The 15174-nt window shown below is 73.7% G+C and carries 14 protein-coding genes and 1 tRNA gene; 5 read left to right on the top strand and 10 right to left on the bottom strand.

Translation table 11 applies throughout. From position 1 onward, the window contains the following. Positions 1 to 7: 7 nt before the first annotated feature. The 4 genes from ACH47X_RS00820 to ACH47X_RS00805 form a co-directional block, all read right to left on the bottom strand. A complete protein-coding gene (locus ACH47X_RS00820) occupies positions 8 to 1588 on the bottom strand; it encodes a GTP-binding protein (RefSeq protein ID WP_142033395.1) in 1581 nt (526 codons plus the stop codon). After that, positions 1585 to 3264 carry a GTPase gene (locus ACH47X_RS00815; protein WP_397400489.1) on the bottom strand — a complete coding sequence of 560 codons (1680 nt, stop codon included), beginning with the start codon at positions 3262 to 3264 and terminating at the stop codon, positions 1585 to 1587. Before ACH47X_RS00815 ends, ACH47X_RS00820 begins: the two co-directional genes overlap by 4 nt. A gap of 121 nt (positions 3265 to 3385) precedes the next feature. Beyond that, positions 3386 to 3459 (bottom strand) — tRNA-Arg (locus tag ACH47X_RS00810). A gap of 91 nt (positions 3460 to 3550) precedes the next feature. After that, on the bottom strand, positions 3551 to 3736 hold the full coding sequence (locus ACH47X_RS00805; protein WP_397400487.1) for a hypothetical protein: 186 nt from the start codon (positions 3734 to 3736) through the stop codon (positions 3551 to 3553). A 178-nt stretch (positions 3737 to 3914) separates the two neighbouring features. Here ACH47X_RS00805 and ACH47X_RS00800 point away from each other — a divergent pair, with 178 nt between their 5' ends. Then, positions 3915 to 5012: a winged helix DNA-binding domain-containing protein gene (locus ACH47X_RS00800; protein ID WP_397400485.1), complete on the top strand. Its 1098-nt coding sequence runs from the start codon at positions 3915 to 3917 to the stop codon at positions 5010 to 5012. A 4-nt stretch (positions 5013 to 5016) separates the two neighbouring features. Here ACH47X_RS00800 and ACH47X_RS00795 read toward each other — a convergent pair whose 3' ends face one another. After that, positions 5017 to 5817 (bottom strand): MmyB family transcriptional regulator, encoded by an 801-nt coding sequence (locus ACH47X_RS00795; RefSeq protein ID WP_397400483.1) that lies wholly within the window; start codon positions 5815 to 5817, stop codon positions 5017 to 5019. A gap of 87 nt (positions 5818 to 5904) precedes the next feature. Here ACH47X_RS00795 and ACH47X_RS00790 point away from each other — a divergent pair, with 87 nt between their 5' ends. Beyond that, positions 5905 to 6309: a nuclear transport factor 2 family protein gene (locus tag ACH47X_RS00790; protein ID WP_397400481.1), complete on the top strand. Its 405-nt coding sequence runs from the start codon at positions 5905 to 5907 to the stop codon at positions 6307 to 6309. A 48-nt stretch (positions 6310 to 6357) separates the two neighbouring features. Next, a complete protein-coding gene (locus tag ACH47X_RS00785; RefSeq protein ID WP_397400479.1) occupies positions 6358 to 7983 on the top strand; it encodes an ATP-dependent DNA ligase in 1626 nt (541 codons plus the stop codon). Positions 7984 to 8149: 166 nt separating this feature from the next. Here ACH47X_RS00785 and ACH47X_RS00780 read toward each other — a convergent pair whose 3' ends face one another. Then, entirely contained in the window at positions 8150 to 8488 is a 339-nt protein-coding gene (locus ACH47X_RS00780) for a YciI family protein (protein WP_397400477.1), read from the bottom strand. A gap of 135 nt (positions 8489 to 8623) precedes the next feature. Here ACH47X_RS00780 and ACH47X_RS00775 point away from each other — a divergent pair, with 135 nt between their 5' ends. Together ACH47X_RS00775 and ACH47X_RS00770 are read left to right on the top strand one after the other, a co-directional pair. Next, positions 8624 to 9457 carry a helix-turn-helix domain-containing protein gene (locus ACH47X_RS00775; RefSeq protein ID WP_397400475.1) on the top strand — a complete coding sequence of 278 codons (834 nt, stop codon included), beginning with the start codon at positions 8624 to 8626 and terminating at the stop codon, positions 9455 to 9457. A 76-nt stretch (positions 9458 to 9533) separates the two neighbouring features. Further along, positions 9534 to 9917: a TIGR03618 family F420-dependent PPOX class oxidoreductase gene (locus tag ACH47X_RS00770; RefSeq protein ID WP_036962888.1), complete on the top strand. Its 384-nt coding sequence runs from the start codon at positions 9534 to 9536 to the stop codon at positions 9915 to 9917. Between the two features lie 14 nt (positions 9918 to 9931). On the opposite strand, the gene ACH47X_RS00765 is transcribed toward ACH47X_RS00770, so the two are convergent. The 4 genes from ACH47X_RS00765 to ACH47X_RS00750 are packed head-to-tail and all read right to left on the bottom strand — an operon-like array spanning position 9932 to position 15100. Beyond that, a complete protein-coding gene (locus tag ACH47X_RS00765) occupies positions 9932 to 11647 on the bottom strand; it encodes a dipeptide ABC transporter ATP-binding protein (RefSeq protein ID WP_397400473.1) in 1716 nt (571 codons plus the stop codon). Then, entirely contained in the window at positions 11644 to 12453 is an 810-nt protein-coding gene (locus ACH47X_RS00760; RefSeq protein ID WP_397400471.1) for an ABC transporter permease, read from the bottom strand. Before ACH47X_RS00760 ends, ACH47X_RS00765 begins: the two co-directional genes overlap by 4 nt. Further along, on the bottom strand, positions 12450 to 13445 hold the full coding sequence (locus ACH47X_RS00755) for an ABC transporter permease (RefSeq protein WP_397400469.1): 996 nt from the start codon (positions 13443 to 13445) through the stop codon (positions 12450 to 12452). The genes ACH47X_RS00760 and ACH47X_RS00755 overlap by 4 nt, the downstream gene beginning before the upstream one ends. Next, positions 13430 to 15100: an ABC transporter substrate-binding protein gene (locus ACH47X_RS00750; protein WP_397400467.1), complete on the bottom strand. Its 1671-nt coding sequence runs from the start codon at positions 15098 to 15100 to the stop codon at positions 13430 to 13432. Before ACH47X_RS00750 ends, ACH47X_RS00755 begins: the two co-directional genes overlap by 16 nt. Between the last annotated feature and the right edge of the window lie 74 nt (positions 15101 to 15174).

Below are 15174 nucleotides of genomic sequence, written 5' to 3'. Positions count from 1 at the left end.
CCCAGCATCAGGCGCGGACGGAGCGCAGATCCGTCAGCCGGGCACCACCTGTGGACGAAACCCGGATCTGGCTGCCTGTGGTCGGGTTCTCTTCCACACGGAGCGGTACGGAGGGTCCGTCATCCCGCGCACTCTGTGCGAGCTCGCGTACCGCGCGGTGCTCGTCGAGCAGCTTCTGGGTGGGCACACCGAGGGTCTGCTGCAGCACTCTCTCCAGGGCGGCACGGCCCGACGCGATGACGCCCTGCGCCCGGCGGGCGGCCAGCGCGCGCCGCATCTGCATCGCCACGAGGAACACCACGAGCGCCGCGACGGCGGCCACGACCGCGAGCACGCCGAGCACGGTCGTCCACGTGTCCCCGACGGGCAGGATCCCCATGGACGCCAGCACCGTCGCGATCCCGAGCAGGACCGCCAGCAGCACGGCGCCGAGCGCGAGCCGCCGGGTGAGCGGCTGCGTCGTCGGGCCGCGCGTGTCCAGGGTGATGCCCTGCAGCGCCGCCGACACCGCGCTCGCGACGTCCCGGGCGCTGGCCACGCTCTCGGCGAGCGACCGCTGCCAGCCGGGCTTGAGCGACTCCCCCGAGCCCGTCAGCCAGCGCGACCTGGACAGCGCGATCGAGTCGGGGTCGGGGTTGCGGAACTCGGGCGAGCCGTAGCCGTTGCGGACCGCCGCGCCGACCTGCGCGGCCACGGACTCCAGCCCGGCGGCACGCGCCAGGGCGTCGACCTCGCGCTCCAGGACGGTGTCGATGTGCCACGGCACCTCGGCCGGCGTCTGGCCCAGCAGCAGCGTCGCGGCGGCGTCCAGCTCGCCCGCGGCGCGGCCGGCCGAGACCGACCGGCGGGCCACGGTCTGTTCCAGCAGCCCGCGCAGGTCGTCGATGCCGATGTCCGTCTTGCTCGACGCCGCGATGACCGGCACGTCGTCCAGGCCGTCGTCCCGCAGCAGCCGCTTCACGTCGTTGACCAGGTTGTCGCGCTGCCCCACGGGCACCGTGTCGATCTGGTTGAGCACGACCACGGTCGAGGCCCGCATGCCGGACGAGTCGCGCAGGTAGCCGGTGTGCAGGGCGTCGTCGGCGTACTTCTGCGGGTCCACCACCCAGACCAGCAGGTCCACGAGCGGCAGCACCTTGTCCACGACCTCGCGGTGGCCGGGGGCCACCGAGTCGTGGTCGGGCAGGTCGAGCAGCACGAGCCCGCTCAGGGCCGCCTCGTCGGCGGAGTCCAGCTCGCCCGCCCGGGTGATGCGCCGCTCGCGCTCCACACCGAGCCAGTCGAGCAGCGTCGCGGCGTCGTCACTCCACGAGCACGCGGTGACCTTGGCGGTGGTGGGGCGCTTGACGCCGACGTCGGCGAAGGTCAGCCGGGAGATCTTGTTGAAGGTGCTCGACTTGCCCGAACCGGTGCCGCCCGCGAGCGCCACGACGGTGTGGTCGACGCCGAGCGCGAGCCGTTCACGCACGCCGGCGACCGAGCTGGCGACCTTGCCGAACACGGTGTCGTCGAGGCGGGACCCGGCGATCTGGAGGGCCCGGCCCAGGTCCTCGGTGCGAGCGCCGAGGGTCGCGTCGTGGCTCGTCATGTCAGCCTCCTGAGCTCGGCCAGCCGCACGCGGAGCGGAGCGGCCGCGTCGTCGGCTAGCGCGGGGACGTCAAGGGCACTCTGGACAGAACGGGCCTCTTCCGCAACCGCTAGCGCGACCTGGTCGGCAAGTTCGCCCTGCAGTTCCTCGATCGCGTCGCCCGCTGTCTCGCCGAGGACGCGGTCGATGAGTGTCATGGAGTCCTCGTTGCCGAGCGCGACCGCCTGCAGGAGGGTGGCCAGCCCCTGGTCGCCGAATGCCTTGCGGGCGCCGGCGGCCCGGAGGGCGGCCTCGGAGCCCGCGCTGTCGGGGTCGGAGTCGGCCATGCGCCCGACGACGTCGTCGGCCCGCCCGGACCAGTCGGCGGCGGCCTTCTGCCCCCAGGCCAGGCGGTCCTTGGCGCGGCCCGAGCCGGACGGCAGGATCGTGTCGCCGGCGGCCGGGGCGCCAGGTCCGGCGAGGGCTCCGCGCAGGCTCTCCTCGGTGCGGACGCCGGCTGCGACGAAGGCGCGGGTGGCGGTGGCCTCGACCTCCTCCCGCAGCCGGAGCAGCGCGGTCTCGCGGGCCTTGCCCGCACGCCTGGTGGTGCGGGCGATGCCGTCGCGGACCGTGACCCGGGAGATGCGGTCGGTGCTGGCGATCTCCGCGAACCGTGCGGCCACGGTGCCCTCGCCCGCGGTACCGGACAGGACGGCGGTGCGTGCGGCGAGCTGCTCGTCCGGGACCACGGACTGGACGGCGTTGCGGAGGTCGAAGGCGGCGGTGCCCTGCTGCTCCACCGCGGTGACGAGGCCCATGACCCAGTCGGGCAGGGCGCCGAGCGCGCCCTTGAGGGTGCGCAGGATCACGGTGCGCGAGCGCTCGGGTCCGGCCATCAGGTTGAGCCAGCGCTGGATGGGCGCCACCAGCTGGGGGTCGAGCAGGCCCTCGTGCGGGCCGACGTCGGGCACGATGAACAGCGGGACGTCCTTCATGCCGCGCTCCCGCAGGCGGGCGTTGAGGTCGGCACGGATCGTCGTCAGGTTCTCCTTGGGCACCCGGTTGAGCACCATCGCGACGCTCGCGCCGCGCTCCTTGGCCCGGTCGAGCGCCTGCCAGGGCAGGGCGTCGCCGTAGCGGGCGGCCGTGGTGACGAACAGCCAGAGGTCGGCCGCCTCCAGGAGCTGGTGCGCCGTGGAGCGGTTCTCCTTGAGGAAGGAGTCGAGGTCCGGGGCGTCCATCAGCGCGGTGCCGCGCGGGACGCCCTCGTGCTTGACCAGGCGGGCCAGCTCCGTGACGGGGCCCGCCGTCAGCGTGTCCACGTCGCGCGGGTGCACGCCCACCACGGGTTCGCGGGTGGTGGGCCGCAGCACCCCGGCCTCGGACACCTCCTCCTGCAGGAGGCTGTTGAAGAGCGTGGACTTGCCTGCGCCCGTGGAGCCGGCGAGCACCACGACGGCGGGACTCGACAGCTCGGCGAGGCGCGGAAGCAGGTGCTCGTCGAGCTGCGCCAGGAGGCGTTCGCGGGACGCCTCGGCCTCCTCGGCGCCGTCGACCGGCAGGGGCAGGGTCGCCGAGGCGACGTCGCGGCGCAGGTCCTGCACGACGTCGTGCACGGTGAATCCGAGCTGCTCCGCAACGTTCGGGTCCACACCACCCCGACGGCCGAGCACTGCGGAGCGTGTTCCTGAAGTCACGGCTTCATCCTGATAGGTCAAGATCGTTCTGCCAAGCCGTAGCGCCTGGTAGGTATACGGAAACCGACGATTCGTGCGCGCCGTCGGGGCGAGCCGACAACGCTCGTCGACAGCAGACCAGTGCCCCCGGCAGGATTCGAACCCGCGACCTAGTCATTAGAAGTGACCCGCTCTATCCAGCTGAGCTACGGAGGCAAGCGAGCCGAGTTTAGCCTAGGTCTAGCGGGTCTTGACCATGACAAATGCGGGGCTCGATCCGCCGGACGACGGGCCTGACGGGACCCGCTCAGGCTCCCGGCGCCCCACAGGCCCCATCGCGTTCCGGCAGGTCACCGGTCCGCGGGAACGCCGTCGTCGGTGCCACGGCGGCCGCCAGGAAGGCCGCGGCGATCGTCAGCACGGACACACGCATCACCCGGCCCGGCGGGGTCGGCTCCGGACGGTCGACGTCGCGGGCTGGTGTCGAGGTCATGCCTAGATCCCACCGGGCCCGGAGCCCGCGTGCCAGTGCGAAGGTGTCACGTCTCACCCATGACATCCCGCCGGCCCCGCACGTGACAGGGCGTCACTGGTGCGCGGCTCCGGACCGGGTGACCGGCCAGGACGGCGCGGGCCCGGTGCGTGTCACAGGCTCGTCGTAACCTTCCCGCATGCCCTCCGGACCTACCGACCTCTCCCCCGACGCCGCGCGCCGGCTGCGCCTGCGCACGCAGGGCCTGGTGCTGCCCGACGGGCCGAGCACGGCGTCCCCGGCCGACGTCGTGCGCCGGATGGTCGCCCTGCAGGGGCAGGACCTGCCCGCCGTGCTGCGAGCCGTCGCGGTCCGCTCCCGCCCCGGCACCACGGTGGACGACGTCCGCGCCGCGTTCGACGACGGCACCCTGGTCCGCGGGTGGACGCAGCGCGGCACCCTCTTCGCGACCACACCCGCCGACCTGGCGGCGCTCGTCTCGCTCACGGGCGAGCGTGTGACGCGCCAGGGCCGGCGGGTCCGTGAGGTCGAAGGCCTGGACGACGCGATCGTGGACCGGGCGGAAGCCGTCACCCGGGAGGCCCTCGCGGTGTCGGACGGCGGGCTCACGCGTGCCGAGATGATCGACCGGTGGCAGCAGGCCGGCATACCGATCGAGGGGCAGCGCGGATACCACCTGATCGTCACCCTGGCACTGCGCGAGGTGCTGCACTGGGGGCCGTTCGCGGGCGCGCAGCAGCGCATGGTCGCGACGCCGCCCCCGCCGGGCGGCGTCCGGGCCGAGGAACCCGCGACGACCCTCGCCCGCATCGCCCGGTCCTACTTCACGAGCCGTGGACCGGCCACCGTGGACGACCTGGCCTGGTGGCTCGGCCTGCCCAAGACACCTGTGCGCGCCGCCGTGACCGCGCTGCGCACGGCGGAGCCGGACAGCCTGGTCGACGTCGTGGTGGACGGGCAGGCCATGCTCGTCGGGCGCGGGGCCGACCTGGACGGGCTCACGGAACCCGGCGGCGTCGTGCTCGTGCCGGGGTTCGACGAGATGGTGCTGGGCTACCAGGACCGCGGCCTGGTCGCGGACGCCGAGGCGATGCGCACGGTCGTCCCGTTCAGCAACGGCGTCTTCCGGCCCGCCGTCCTGCTGGACGGGCGGCTGGTCGGCACCTGGCGGCGCGCGCCGAAGGCCGCCGAGGAGGCGTACGAGCTGGTGCCGGGCGTGCCCGGGCCGACCCGCGTGGCCGTGGAGGCGGCGGTGGCGGCCTGGCCGCACGGTTGACGGGCTACTCCTGCCTGGACCCGGCCGTGACCGGGTCCGTGAAGTAGGCGGCCGTCTCGTCGTCGGCCGGGTAGTAGGACTCGACCGCCACCTCGTCGAGCGTGATGTCCATCGGGGTGCCGAACGTCGTGATCGTGGAGAAGAGCCGCAGCTCCCGCCCGTCGAAGCGGATGATCATCGGGATCACCACGTCCGACTCTGCCTCGACGGATGCCCCGTCGTGGTTCGCACCCGGTGGGCCGTGCGCCAGGAGCTCCTCGTAGAGGGCGGTCAGCTCGGCGTCGGGCACGGTGGCGAGCTGACGCCGTACCCGGGCACGGAACACGGAGCGCACATCGGCCAGGTTCACGACGAGCGGGGCGAGCCCGCGCGGGTCCAGGCCCAGGCGCACGAGGTTGACCGGCGGCCGCAGCAGGTCGGGTGCGACGCCGGCGAAGAACCGGTCCACGGCCCGGTTGGTCAGCAGGATGTTCCAGCGGCGGTCGAAGACCAGCGCCGGGTACGGCTCGTGCGCGCGCAGCACCCTGCCGACCGCGTCCCGCGCCGTGGCCAGGGCGTCAGCGCCGAGCGGGCGCTCCGCATACCGGGGCGCGAAGCCCGCGGCGAGCAGCAGCTGGTTCCGGTCGCGCAGGGGCACGTCGAGCTGCTCCGCGAGCCGGAGCACCATCTCGGCGCTGGGCCGGGACCTCCCCGTCTCCACCAGGCTGACGTGCCGCGCCGAGACGTCAGCGGCGATCGCGAGGTCGAGCTGGCTCAGCCGACGCCGCTGCCGCCACTGCCGCAACAGCTCGCCCACGGTTCCCATGGCGTCGAGTGTCGTGCACCGCTGACCTGAGCGCCATGAACTCCCAGTTCATCGACATCCCCCACCGTCCCGCCGAAGACTGCCGGCATGACGACACAGGACATGACGCCGCAGAGCAGCACGACCGACAACACGAGCATCGTCGCCGCGGCCTTCGCGGCGCTCACCGAGACGGGCGACGTCGACGCCGTCGCCCGGGTACTGGACGAGGACTTCGTGCACCACCGGCCCGACGGGACGTCGCGGACCAAGGCCGAGTGGCTGGCCGCCGTCCGCGGCTCGCTGGAGCACATCGACGGGATGGAGGTGACGGTCCTGCACCTGCTGGCCGACGGCAACCACGTGATGCTGCACTCCCGCCGGCGGCTGCCGTCCGGCCCGGAGATCACGGTGGTCGACATCATGCGCTTCGAGACGGGCCGCATCGCGGAGGCCTGGGAGCTCATCGAGCCGACCGCCGAGGCCGGCGCGCACCTCACCTGGTGGGCGTGACCGGCCCGCTGAGGCCGCGCCGGACCGGGTGGCGGGCCAAGATGGAGCATGCTGCTCGCCGAGGTCGCCGCCACGTCCGACGCCGTCGCCGCCACGCGCTCGCGCCTGGCCAAGCGGGCGGCCATCGCCGATCTGCTGCGCCGGACGGCGGACGGGGCGGGCGGTGCTGCGCCGTCGGACGCCGGTGTCGCGGACCCGGCCGACGACCTGGAGATCGTCGTCGCCTACCTCGCGGGCGCGCTGCGGCAGCGCCGCACCGGCCTGGGCTACGCCGCGCTGCGCGACCTGCCGCCGCCGTCGTCGGACGCCACGCTCACGGTGCGCGACGTCGACGCGGCGTTCGCCGCGATGGCGGCGCTGGAGGGCCCGGGCTCGGGCCAGGACCGCTCGACGGCGGCGGCGGAGCTCTTCGGCGCAGCGACCGAGCGCGAGCAGGCGTTCCTGCGCGGGCTCGTCGCGGGCGAGCTGCGGCAGGGCGCGCTCGACTCGGTGGTGGTGGACGCGATCGCGGAGGCCGCCGGTGTCCCGGCCGACGCCGTCCGCCGCGCCGTCATGCTGCGCGGTGCGACCGGACCGGTCGCGAGCGCCGCCCTGCTCGCGGAGGAGCCGCTCGCCGCGCTGGCGGGCTTCACGCTGGAGGTCGGGCGGCCGGTGCGGCCGATGCTCGCCCAGTCGGCCCCGGACATCGCGGCGGCGTTCGAGAAGCTGTCCGGGGGCGAACCGGCAGAGCTGTGCGTGGACGTGAAGCTGGACGGCATCCGCATCCAGGTGCACCGGCTCGGCGACGAGGTGCGCGTGGTCACGCGCTCGCTGGACGACATCACCGAGCGCGTGCCGGAGATCGTCGACGTGGTGCGCGCCCTGCCTTCCGACCGGCTGGTGCTCGACGGCGAGGCGCTCGGCGTCGGGCCGGACGGCGTGCCGCGGCCGTTCCAGGAGACGGCGGCGCGCTCGGCGACGCACGAGTCCGGACGGGGTTCCGCACGCGGGCCGGCTCGGGCGACGTCGGCGGAGGAGGCCCTGGCCGACCAGTTCCAGCTCACGCCGTTCTTCTTCGACGTGCTGCACGCCGACGGCCGCGACCTGCTCGACGCCCCGCTGCGCGAGCGCCTGGCCGTGCTGGACGAGGTCGCGGGGCCGCACACGGTGCGCCGTCTGCTCACCTCCGACGCCGACGAGGCGGCGGAGTTCTTCGCGGGCGCGCTCCGCGAGGGCCAGGAGGGTGTGGTGATCAAGTCGCTGGACACGCCGTACGCGGCCGGACGCCGGGGCGCAGGCTGGGTCAAGGTGAAGCCCCGCAAGACGCTGGACCTCGTGGTGCTGGCGGTCGAGCGCGGTTCGGGCAGACGCCAGGGCTGGCTGTCCAACATCCACCTGGGCGCGCGGGACCCGGAGGGCGGCTTCGTGATGCTCGGCAAGACGTTCAAGGGCATGACCGACCAGATGCTGCAGTGGCAGACCGAACGCTTCCGGGAGCTGGAGGTCGAGGACGACGGCTGGGTCGTCACTGTCCGCCCGGAGCAGGTCGTGGAGATCGCGTTCGACGGCCTGCAGCGCTCGACCCGCTACCCCGGCGGCCTCGCGCTGCGCTTCGCGCGCGTACTGCGCTACCGCGACGACAAGACGGCCGCGGAGGCGGACACGATCGACACGGTGCGCTCGCTCGCCGTCTGACCGCTCCCCCGTCGAGGCTCTCGCCGTCTGACCGCTCCCTTTTGAGGCCTAAGTTTCTTCGCTTTGAGCCGGCTCAAAGCGAAGAAACTTAGGCCTCAAAAGGGATGTGCGCCTCGGCCGCCCGATGACCACGCCGCGCACGCCGCCGAGGGCCCCAGGTCGGAGCTCAGGACTCCGGGTCGTACATGAGCTCCCGGACCTCCTGCGCACAGCGGCAGCCCTCCGCGATCCGGGCCGCCCACTTCAGCGCCTCGCCGCGGTCGGCCACCTCAAGGATGCAGAACCCGCCGATCACGGCCTTGGTCTCCGGGAACGGCCCGTCCGTCACCGTCCCGTCCGTCGCGACGACCGACGCCTGCTGCCGCTCCAGCCCGGCGCCGAAGATCCAGACGCCGGCGTCCTTGGCCGCCTGCACGACGGCGTGCGAGGCCTCTGCCACGGCGGGCAGGTCCTCCTCGGGAAACGTCATCGCGCCGTCGTCGAACGAGATCAGGTATCGCGGCATCGCAGTCCTCCACGTCTCGGCGGCCCGTCGGGCCGGTCTCCTGCGGGGTGGACGGCTTCCGCCGCCGGAACTCATCGGCGGGCGCGCGGGCACTTCCCTGGCGGTCTGCCGGGATCTCCGGGAAGGATGACCGTCATGGAGTCCTACGTCGAGCGGTCACCCCGGCCCGCGCTGGCGGGCGTGGTGCGGACGGCGTGGATCCAGCGCACGGGCGAGGCGCCGTACGCGCAGCGGAACCTGCCCACGGGGGGCGTGGAGATCCACCTCCCGATCGGCGGCCGGCCCGAGCTCGTCGGGCCGCTGACCGGCCCCGACATCGAGGTGGTCGCGCCGCGCACCACCATCGTCGGCCTGCGGTTCCGGCCCGGCACCCCGCCACCCCTGCCGACGACGCTCGACGACCTCGTGGACCAGCGCGTCGACCTGGCGGACCTGTGGGGCGGTCCGGTCGACGAGCTCACCGACCGAACCGCCCTGGCACGGACGCCGGAGCACGCGTTACGGCTCCTGGAGGACCACCTTCTGCGGGAGCTGCGTCGGGCGGGCCGGCCGGATCCGCTCGTGGGCGCGGCCGTCGCCGCACTCATGCCGTGGCGGCCGGTCGCCATCGAAGCGCTGGCCGGCCACCTGGCGCTGTCACCGAGCCAGCTCCGCCGCCGCTGCCTGCACACGCTGGGCGTGAGCCCCAAGGTGCTGCAGCGGACGCTGCGGTTCCAGGGCTTCCTCGCGCTCGCCCAGGCCGGTGCGAGCGCCACAGGCCGCCGCGGCGCGGACGGCACGGCGGGGATCGCCGTCGACGTGGGCTACGCCGACCAGGCGCACCTGGGCCGGGAGTGCGTGCGTCTGACCGGGCTCACCCCGCGCCGGCTGCTCGGTGGCCGCATCGACCGGTGCGCGTGCGACCACGAGCACGCGGCGTCCTACCAACCGTTCCTCGCCGCCCGACGCCGGACGCCGCCGCTCGCCTGACCATGCGCGTTTCGTTCAAGACGGGCTGGCGCCCGGCTCCTACGTTGGGCGCACCACCCCTCTGAAGGAGCCCGACATGCTCGAACCCGCAGTCCGCCGCGTCCTCGACGGCACCTCGATCGCCCACGTCGCCACGGTCCTGCCGGACGGCGCGCCGCACGCCGCCCCGGTGTTCGTCGGCACTCACGGCGACCGGATCGTGTTCTTCACCGGCCCCACCATGCGCAAAGCGCGCAACCTGCGCCGCGACCCGCGCGTGGCGCTGTCGGTCGCGCCCGTCGACAACCCCTTCGAGCCCGTCGTCGTCCGCGGCCGGGTGGTCGAGTGGCTCGATGGCGATGCGGGCTGGGCGATCGTCGACGAGCTCGCCCGCAAGTACACCGGCGCGCCGTACTCCCGCGAGCAGGAACGTGTCGTGGCCGTCATCGAGCCCGAGCGGCAGCACGTCGGCGTCGGCTGAGTGTCGTCAGCCCCCTAGAGCCGGACGGCGTCCCGGAGCTGCCGCGCGTACGGGTGCTCGGCGTCGTCGAAGACGCTCGACGCCGGGCCCTGCTCCACGATGCGGCCCTCCTGCATCACCGCCAGGTCGTCGCTCATGTGCAGGGCGACGCCGAGGTCGTGCGTGATCAGCAGGTATGCGAGGTCTCGCTCGCGCTGGAGCCGGTCCAGGAGGTCGAGCACCTGCGCCTGGACCGAGACGTCGAGCGCCGAGACCGGCTCGTCCAGGACCAGCACCCGGGGCTCGGCCGCGAGCGCCCGCGCGACGGAGACGCGCTGCCGCTGCCCGCCGGACAGGTGCAGCGGGCGGCGGGCGGCCAGCGCGGGGTCGAGGCCCACGGTGTCGAGCAGGGCCGCGATCTCCGCGCGCACCGGTCCGGACCGGAGCGACCGGCCGCGGGTGATGGCGTCGGCCAGGACGGCGCCGACCGTCCAGCGCGGGTCGAACGAGCTCAGGGCGTCCTGGAACACCGCGCCGATCAGGTGCCGGCGCGGACGGCGCCGGGCTTCCGGGAGCGGGTTCCAGGGCTCGCCGAGCAGAGTGACCTCGCCGGCGTCGGGGTGCTCGAGCCCGAGCAGGAGCCGCGCGGTGGTGGACTTGCCCGATCCGGACTCGCCGACCAGCCCGAGGGTGCGGCCCGCGCGGAGCGTGAACGACACGTCGTCGGCGGCGACGATCTCCCGCCTCCCGACGTGGAACACCCGCGACAACCCGCGAGCCTCGACGAGCACCTCGCCCTCGCGCCCGGCCGGCCCGTCGAACGTAGGGTTGCTCGGCCCGTCAGCGCTCTTGGCGCGACCATCCCTACGTTCGACGTCCACGGCCGGGGGCGCGGCCGGGGGCGCGGCCGGGGGACCTGCGGCCAGTGACTCTCCACGTGCGCGGCCTGCCGGCACCGCCTCCACGAGCGTGCGCGTGTACGGGTGCCGGGGACGCTCGAACACCTCGGCCGGCGTGCCCTCCTCGACCACCACGCCGTCGGTCATCACGAGCACCCGGTCCGCCACTCCCAGCACCGCGGACAGGTCGTGGCTGATCAGCAGCACGGCGGTGCCCTCGTCGCGCAGCTGCCCCAGCAGCCGGAGCACCCCGGCCTGCACGGGCTGGTCGAGCGCCGTCGTGGGCTCGTCGGCGATCACGAGCCGTGGGTCGGCCGCGATGCCCGAGGCGATCAGCGCCCGCTGCCGCTGCCCGCCCGAGAGCTGGCCGGGTCGCTGACCGGCCCGGAGCTCGGCGTCGGGCAGGCCCACGCGCTCCAGGAGAGCGAGGGTGCGCGCCCGGCGCGCGGCGGCGGCGAGATCGGTGTGCAGGGCCAGCGTGTCGCCGATCTCGCGGCCGACCGGCCGCAGGGGGTCCAGGGAGACCAGCGCGTCCTGCGCGATGAGGCCGACGACGCCCCCGCGCAGCCTCCGGAGCCGCCGTCCGGACAGCGAGAGCACATCCTGCCCAGCCACCCGCAACGTCGAGGCCGAGACCCGCGCGCCCTCCCCCGCCAGGCCGACGACGCTGCGCGCCGTCACGCTCTTGCCCGAGCCGGACTCACCGACGATCGCGACGCACTCGCCCGCGGCGACGCGCAGGCTCACGCCGTCGACCACGCGCCGTCCGGCGAAGGACACGACGAGGTCCCGGACGTCCAGCACGGGGCCATCCGGCGTCGGCAACCCCCCGCCCGAGGCCACAGCACTCATGCCGCACTCCTGTTCCGCTTCTGGATCCCCCGGCCGATGACGGTCGCGGCCGCGGCGCTGGCGACGATCGCGAGGCCGGGGAAGAACGTCATCCACCAGAAGTTCGCGATGTAGGTGCGGCCGGCGGCGAGCATCGCGCCCCACTCGGCGGCGGGCGGCACGGCGCCCAGGCCGAGATAGCTCAGTGACGACACCCAGATGATCGCCTGACCCAGGCCGAGGGTGGCGAGCACGAACAGGGCGGCGGTCACGTTCGGCAGGATGTGGCGCGCGGTGATCCACAGCCGCCCGCGGCCCAGCACCCGGGCGGCCTCGATGAACTCCGCGGACGCCGTCCGGCGCACCTGGGAGCGGATGATGCGCGCGTACCCAGGCGCGGTGGCCAGCCCTACGGCGATGGTCGAGCTCAGCACGCCCGGCCCGGTGACCACGATGAACAGAAGCGCGAGCAGCAGGCCGGGGAACGCGAACAGCACCTCGACCACCCGGGTGGTGCCGAAGTCGAGCCAGCGCGGCCCGAGCCCCGCCACGAAGCCGAGCACGATCGCCAGGCCGATGCCGATCGCCGTGGCGAGCACGCCGATCAGCAGCGACTCCGACGCGCCGTGCACCACCCGCGTGTAGATGTCGCGCCCGGACTCGTCGGTCCCGAAGAGGTGGGCGAGCGACGGCGGCTGGAAGGCGTCGGCGTGCGAGACGGCGAGGGGGTCGCCGGGCGCGAGCAGGCTCGGCCACAGTGCGGCGACCACGAGCAGCAGGAGCAGGACACCGGCGATCGTCTCGGCGACCGTGGGGCGGAACCTCATTCGGCCACCGCCCGGGTGCGCGGGTCGATGAGCCGGTCGGCGAGGTCGGTGACGAGTGTCATCACCGCGTACGCGAGCGCCACCACGAGCACGATGCCGGTCACGAGCGTGACGTCGCGCAGCTGCACGGCGGACAGCAGGCTGCGTCCGAGGCCCTGCCGCGCGAACACCGACTCGACCACCACGGCGCCGCTGATCAGGGACCCGAACGCCCACCCCGACAGCCCGACGGCGGGGATGGCGGCGTGCCGCAGCGTGTGCCGCCAGAAGATGCGCACCTCGCTCTCGCCGCGCGCCCGGGCCGTGGTGACGAACGGCGACTCCATGGCCGTGAGCAGGGACTCGCGCATCACCTGGCCCAGGAACCCCGCCAGCGGGATCGCCATGGTCAGCGCGGGCAGCACGATGCCGAGGGGCCCCGGCACGCTGACCGGCGGGAGGATGCCCAGGGTCAGGCTGAAGAACAGGATCAGCACGGTCGCGAGCCAGAAGTGCGGCACGGCGGCGGCGACCAGCTCCAGCCCCGAGCCGATGGCCCACGCGATCCGCCCGCCCCGCACGCTCCACGCCGCCAGGGCGCACGCGAGCGCCCACGCCAGCGCCAGCGAGACCAGGGCGAGCGTCAGGGTGGCGCCGAACTGCTCGCCGATCGCGGTCAGCACCGGCTTGTGCAGGGAGTACGACTGGCCCAGGTCGCCGGTGACCAGCCGCCCCAGGTAGGTGAGGTACTGCACCACGAGCGGCTGGTCGAGGCCGTACTCCCGGCGCACCTGCGCCAGTGCCTCGGGCCCGGCCTGCGAGCCGGGGCCGCCGAGGATCGCCTCGGCGGGGTCGCCGGGGACCAGGCGGAGCGCGAAGAACGTGATGGTCGCCGCCGCCCACAGCACGAAGAGGACCCCGCCGGCGCGCAGGAGCAGCCAGTGCCGGTTGCCCGGTACCGGCCTCCTGCGCGCCCCGGTGGTGGGGACCGGAAGGGTCAAGGCACCAGCCATGCCCCGGCGAAGGTGGGCGTCGAGACCGTCGGCATCGCGCGCAGACCCTGCACGCTCGACGACCGCAGGAAGTGGTTCTGCTGGTCGTAGAGCGGCAGGATGTAGTAGCCCTCGAGGATGATCCGCTGGGCCTCCTCGTAGAGGCTGGCCCGCTCGCCGGCGTCGCTGGCCGCCGACGCCTGGGTGAGCAGCTCGTCGAGGTCGGCGTCGTCCACCTGCGCGAGGTTCGCGAAGTAGCCGCTCGGCGCCGGGGTGATCGAGTCGGAGTGGTACAGGATGCGCAGCACGTCCGGGCCGACCTTCGTGTACGGGGCGCTGACCAGGTCGTACTCGTTCTCGGCGAGGACGCCGTACCAGCTCGACAGGTCGAGCGGCTGCAGCTTGACCTCGAAGCCGGCGGTCTTCGCGTCGGCCTGGACCTGCTCGAACAGGGACTGCTCGGCGGGGATCGACTGGTTGGTGCTCACCGGGAAGTCGAGGGTCAGCCGCTCGCCGTCCTTGACGCGGTAGCCGTCGGCGTCGCGCTCGTCCCAGCCGGCCTCGTCCAGCAGGTTCGACGCCGCGTCCGTGTCCACGGTGAACAGGTCGGGGAGGCTCAGGCCCAGCGGCTCGACGCTCGACAAGGGCGAGTAGGACCGCTCGGCGGTGCCGAAGAACAGGCTCTGGATGCCGTCGTCCACGTTCACGGAGCGGATGAACGCCTCGCGGACGCGCTCGTCGTCGAACGGTGCCTTGCCCGAGTTGAGCTCGATGCGGTTGGAGGCGCCGGGGCGCGGGGCGTCGAGCTCCTCGATCGCGTCGTCCGTCTCTGCCGACTTGATGGTGTCCGGCTGCGCGTTGTCGATGACCTGGACCTCGCCCGACTGCAGGGCGGCGTAGCGGCTCGCGGAGTCGGGGATGAACCGCCACACGATCGAGTCGAGGTACGGGAGGTCGCTGCCCTCGGTCGCCTCGGCGACGTCGGCCGGCGGGGAGTTGTAGTCCTCGTTGCGAACGAGGGTGACCGAGTCCTGACGCTCCCACGTGTCGACGACGAACGGGCCGGTGCCGACGGGCGCGGCGCAGTTCTCCTCCTGGCTGCGCTCCAGGGCCTTCGGCGACTCCATCGCGACCCACACCTGCGACAGCGACTCCAGCAGCGCGGAGTCGGGGGCGCTCATCTCGAACCGGACCAGGTGGTCGTCGACGGCGACGACGTCCTTGATCTTCGCCAGCGCGAGGTACCCGGTCGACGACGCCGTGGCCGGGTCCTGCACGTGTGCGATGTTCGCGGCGACGGCCTCGGCGTCGAACGGCGTGCCGTCGGTGAAGGTGACGTCGTCGCGGAGCGTGAACTCCCACTCCAGGCCGTCGTCGCTCACGTCCCACTCGGTGGCGAGCCACGGGACGACCTCGCCGTCCTCGTCCAAAGAGACGAGCGACTCCAGGTACTGGGTGGCGATGAGCGCCTGCGGGTAGTTGCCGCCGACGTGCGGGTCGAGGCAGGACGGCTCGGCATCGCCCGACGCGTAGGTCAGCGTGCCCCCGGTGACGGGTTCGCCCGACGGATCCGTGGTCGTCCCGCCTCCCCCGGGTGAGCACGCGGCGAGCAGGAGGGCGACGGCTGCCGTGACGACGACGGCGGCACGCGGGCGGGAGAACCGGCGCGAGGGCATGGCTACTGGTACATCCTGTCTGGAAGGGTGTCCGAACACTGACGTTCATGCTCCCAAACCCCGGGCCCCGGCGG

This window comes from Promicromonospora kroppenstedtii, from assembly GCF_044389675.1.
GTDB lineage: Bacteria > Actinomycetota > Actinomycetes > Actinomycetales > Cellulomonadaceae > Promicromonospora > Promicromonospora kroppenstedtii.
This window is presented reverse-complemented; position numbering and strand designations above follow the sequence as displayed.

Bases quoted from the DNA above. Each gene is read 5' to 3' on its own strand.
- ACH47X_RS00820 (WP_142033395.1), bottom strand. From the start codon at position 1,588: ATGACGAGCCACGACGCGACCCTCGGCGCTCGCACCGAGGACCTGGGC.
- ACH47X_RS00805 (WP_397400487.1), bottom strand. From the start codon at position 3,736: ATGACCTCGACACCAGCCCGCGACGTCGACCGTCCGGAGCCGACCCCG.
- ACH47X_RS00800 (WP_397400485.1), top strand. From the start codon at position 3,915: ATGCCCTCCGGACCTACCGACCTCTCCCCCGACGCCGCGCGCCGGCTG.
- ACH47X_RS00795 (WP_397400483.1), bottom strand. From the start codon at position 5,817: ATGGGAACCGTGGGCGAGCTGTTGCGGCAGTGGCGGCAGCGGCGTCGG.
- ACH47X_RS00790 (WP_397400481.1), top strand. From the start codon at position 5,905: ATGACGACACAGGACATGACGCCGCAGAGCAGCACGACCGACAACACG.
- ACH47X_RS00785 (WP_397400479.1), top strand. From the start codon at position 6,358: ATGCTGCTCGCCGAGGTCGCCGCCACGTCCGACGCCGTCGCCGCCACG.
- ACH47X_RS00780 (WP_397400477.1), bottom strand. From the start codon at position 8,488: ATGCCGCGATACCTGATCTCGTTCGACGACGGCGCGATGACGTTTCCC.
- ACH47X_RS00775 (WP_397400475.1), top strand. From the start codon at position 8,624: ATGGAGTCCTACGTCGAGCGGTCACCCCGGCCCGCGCTGGCGGGCGTG.
- ACH47X_RS00770 (WP_036962888.1), top strand. From the start codon at position 9,534: ATGCTCGAACCCGCAGTCCGCCGCGTCCTCGACGGCACCTCGATCGCC.
- ACH47X_RS00765 (WP_397400473.1), bottom strand. From the start codon at position 11,647: ATGAGTGCTGTGGCCTCGGGCGGGGGGTTGCCGACGCCGGATGGCCCC.
- ACH47X_RS00760 (WP_397400471.1), bottom strand. From the start codon at position 12,453: ATGAGGTTCCGCCCCACGGTCGCCGAGACGATCGCCGGTGTCCTGCTC.
- ACH47X_RS00755 (WP_397400469.1), bottom strand. From the start codon at position 13,445: ATGGCTGGTGCCTTGACCCTTCCGGTCCCCACCACCGGGGCGCGCAGG.
- ACH47X_RS00750 (WP_397400467.1), bottom strand. From the start codon at position 15,100: ATGCCCTCGCGCCGGTTCTCCCGCCCGCGTGCCGCCGTCGTCGTCACG.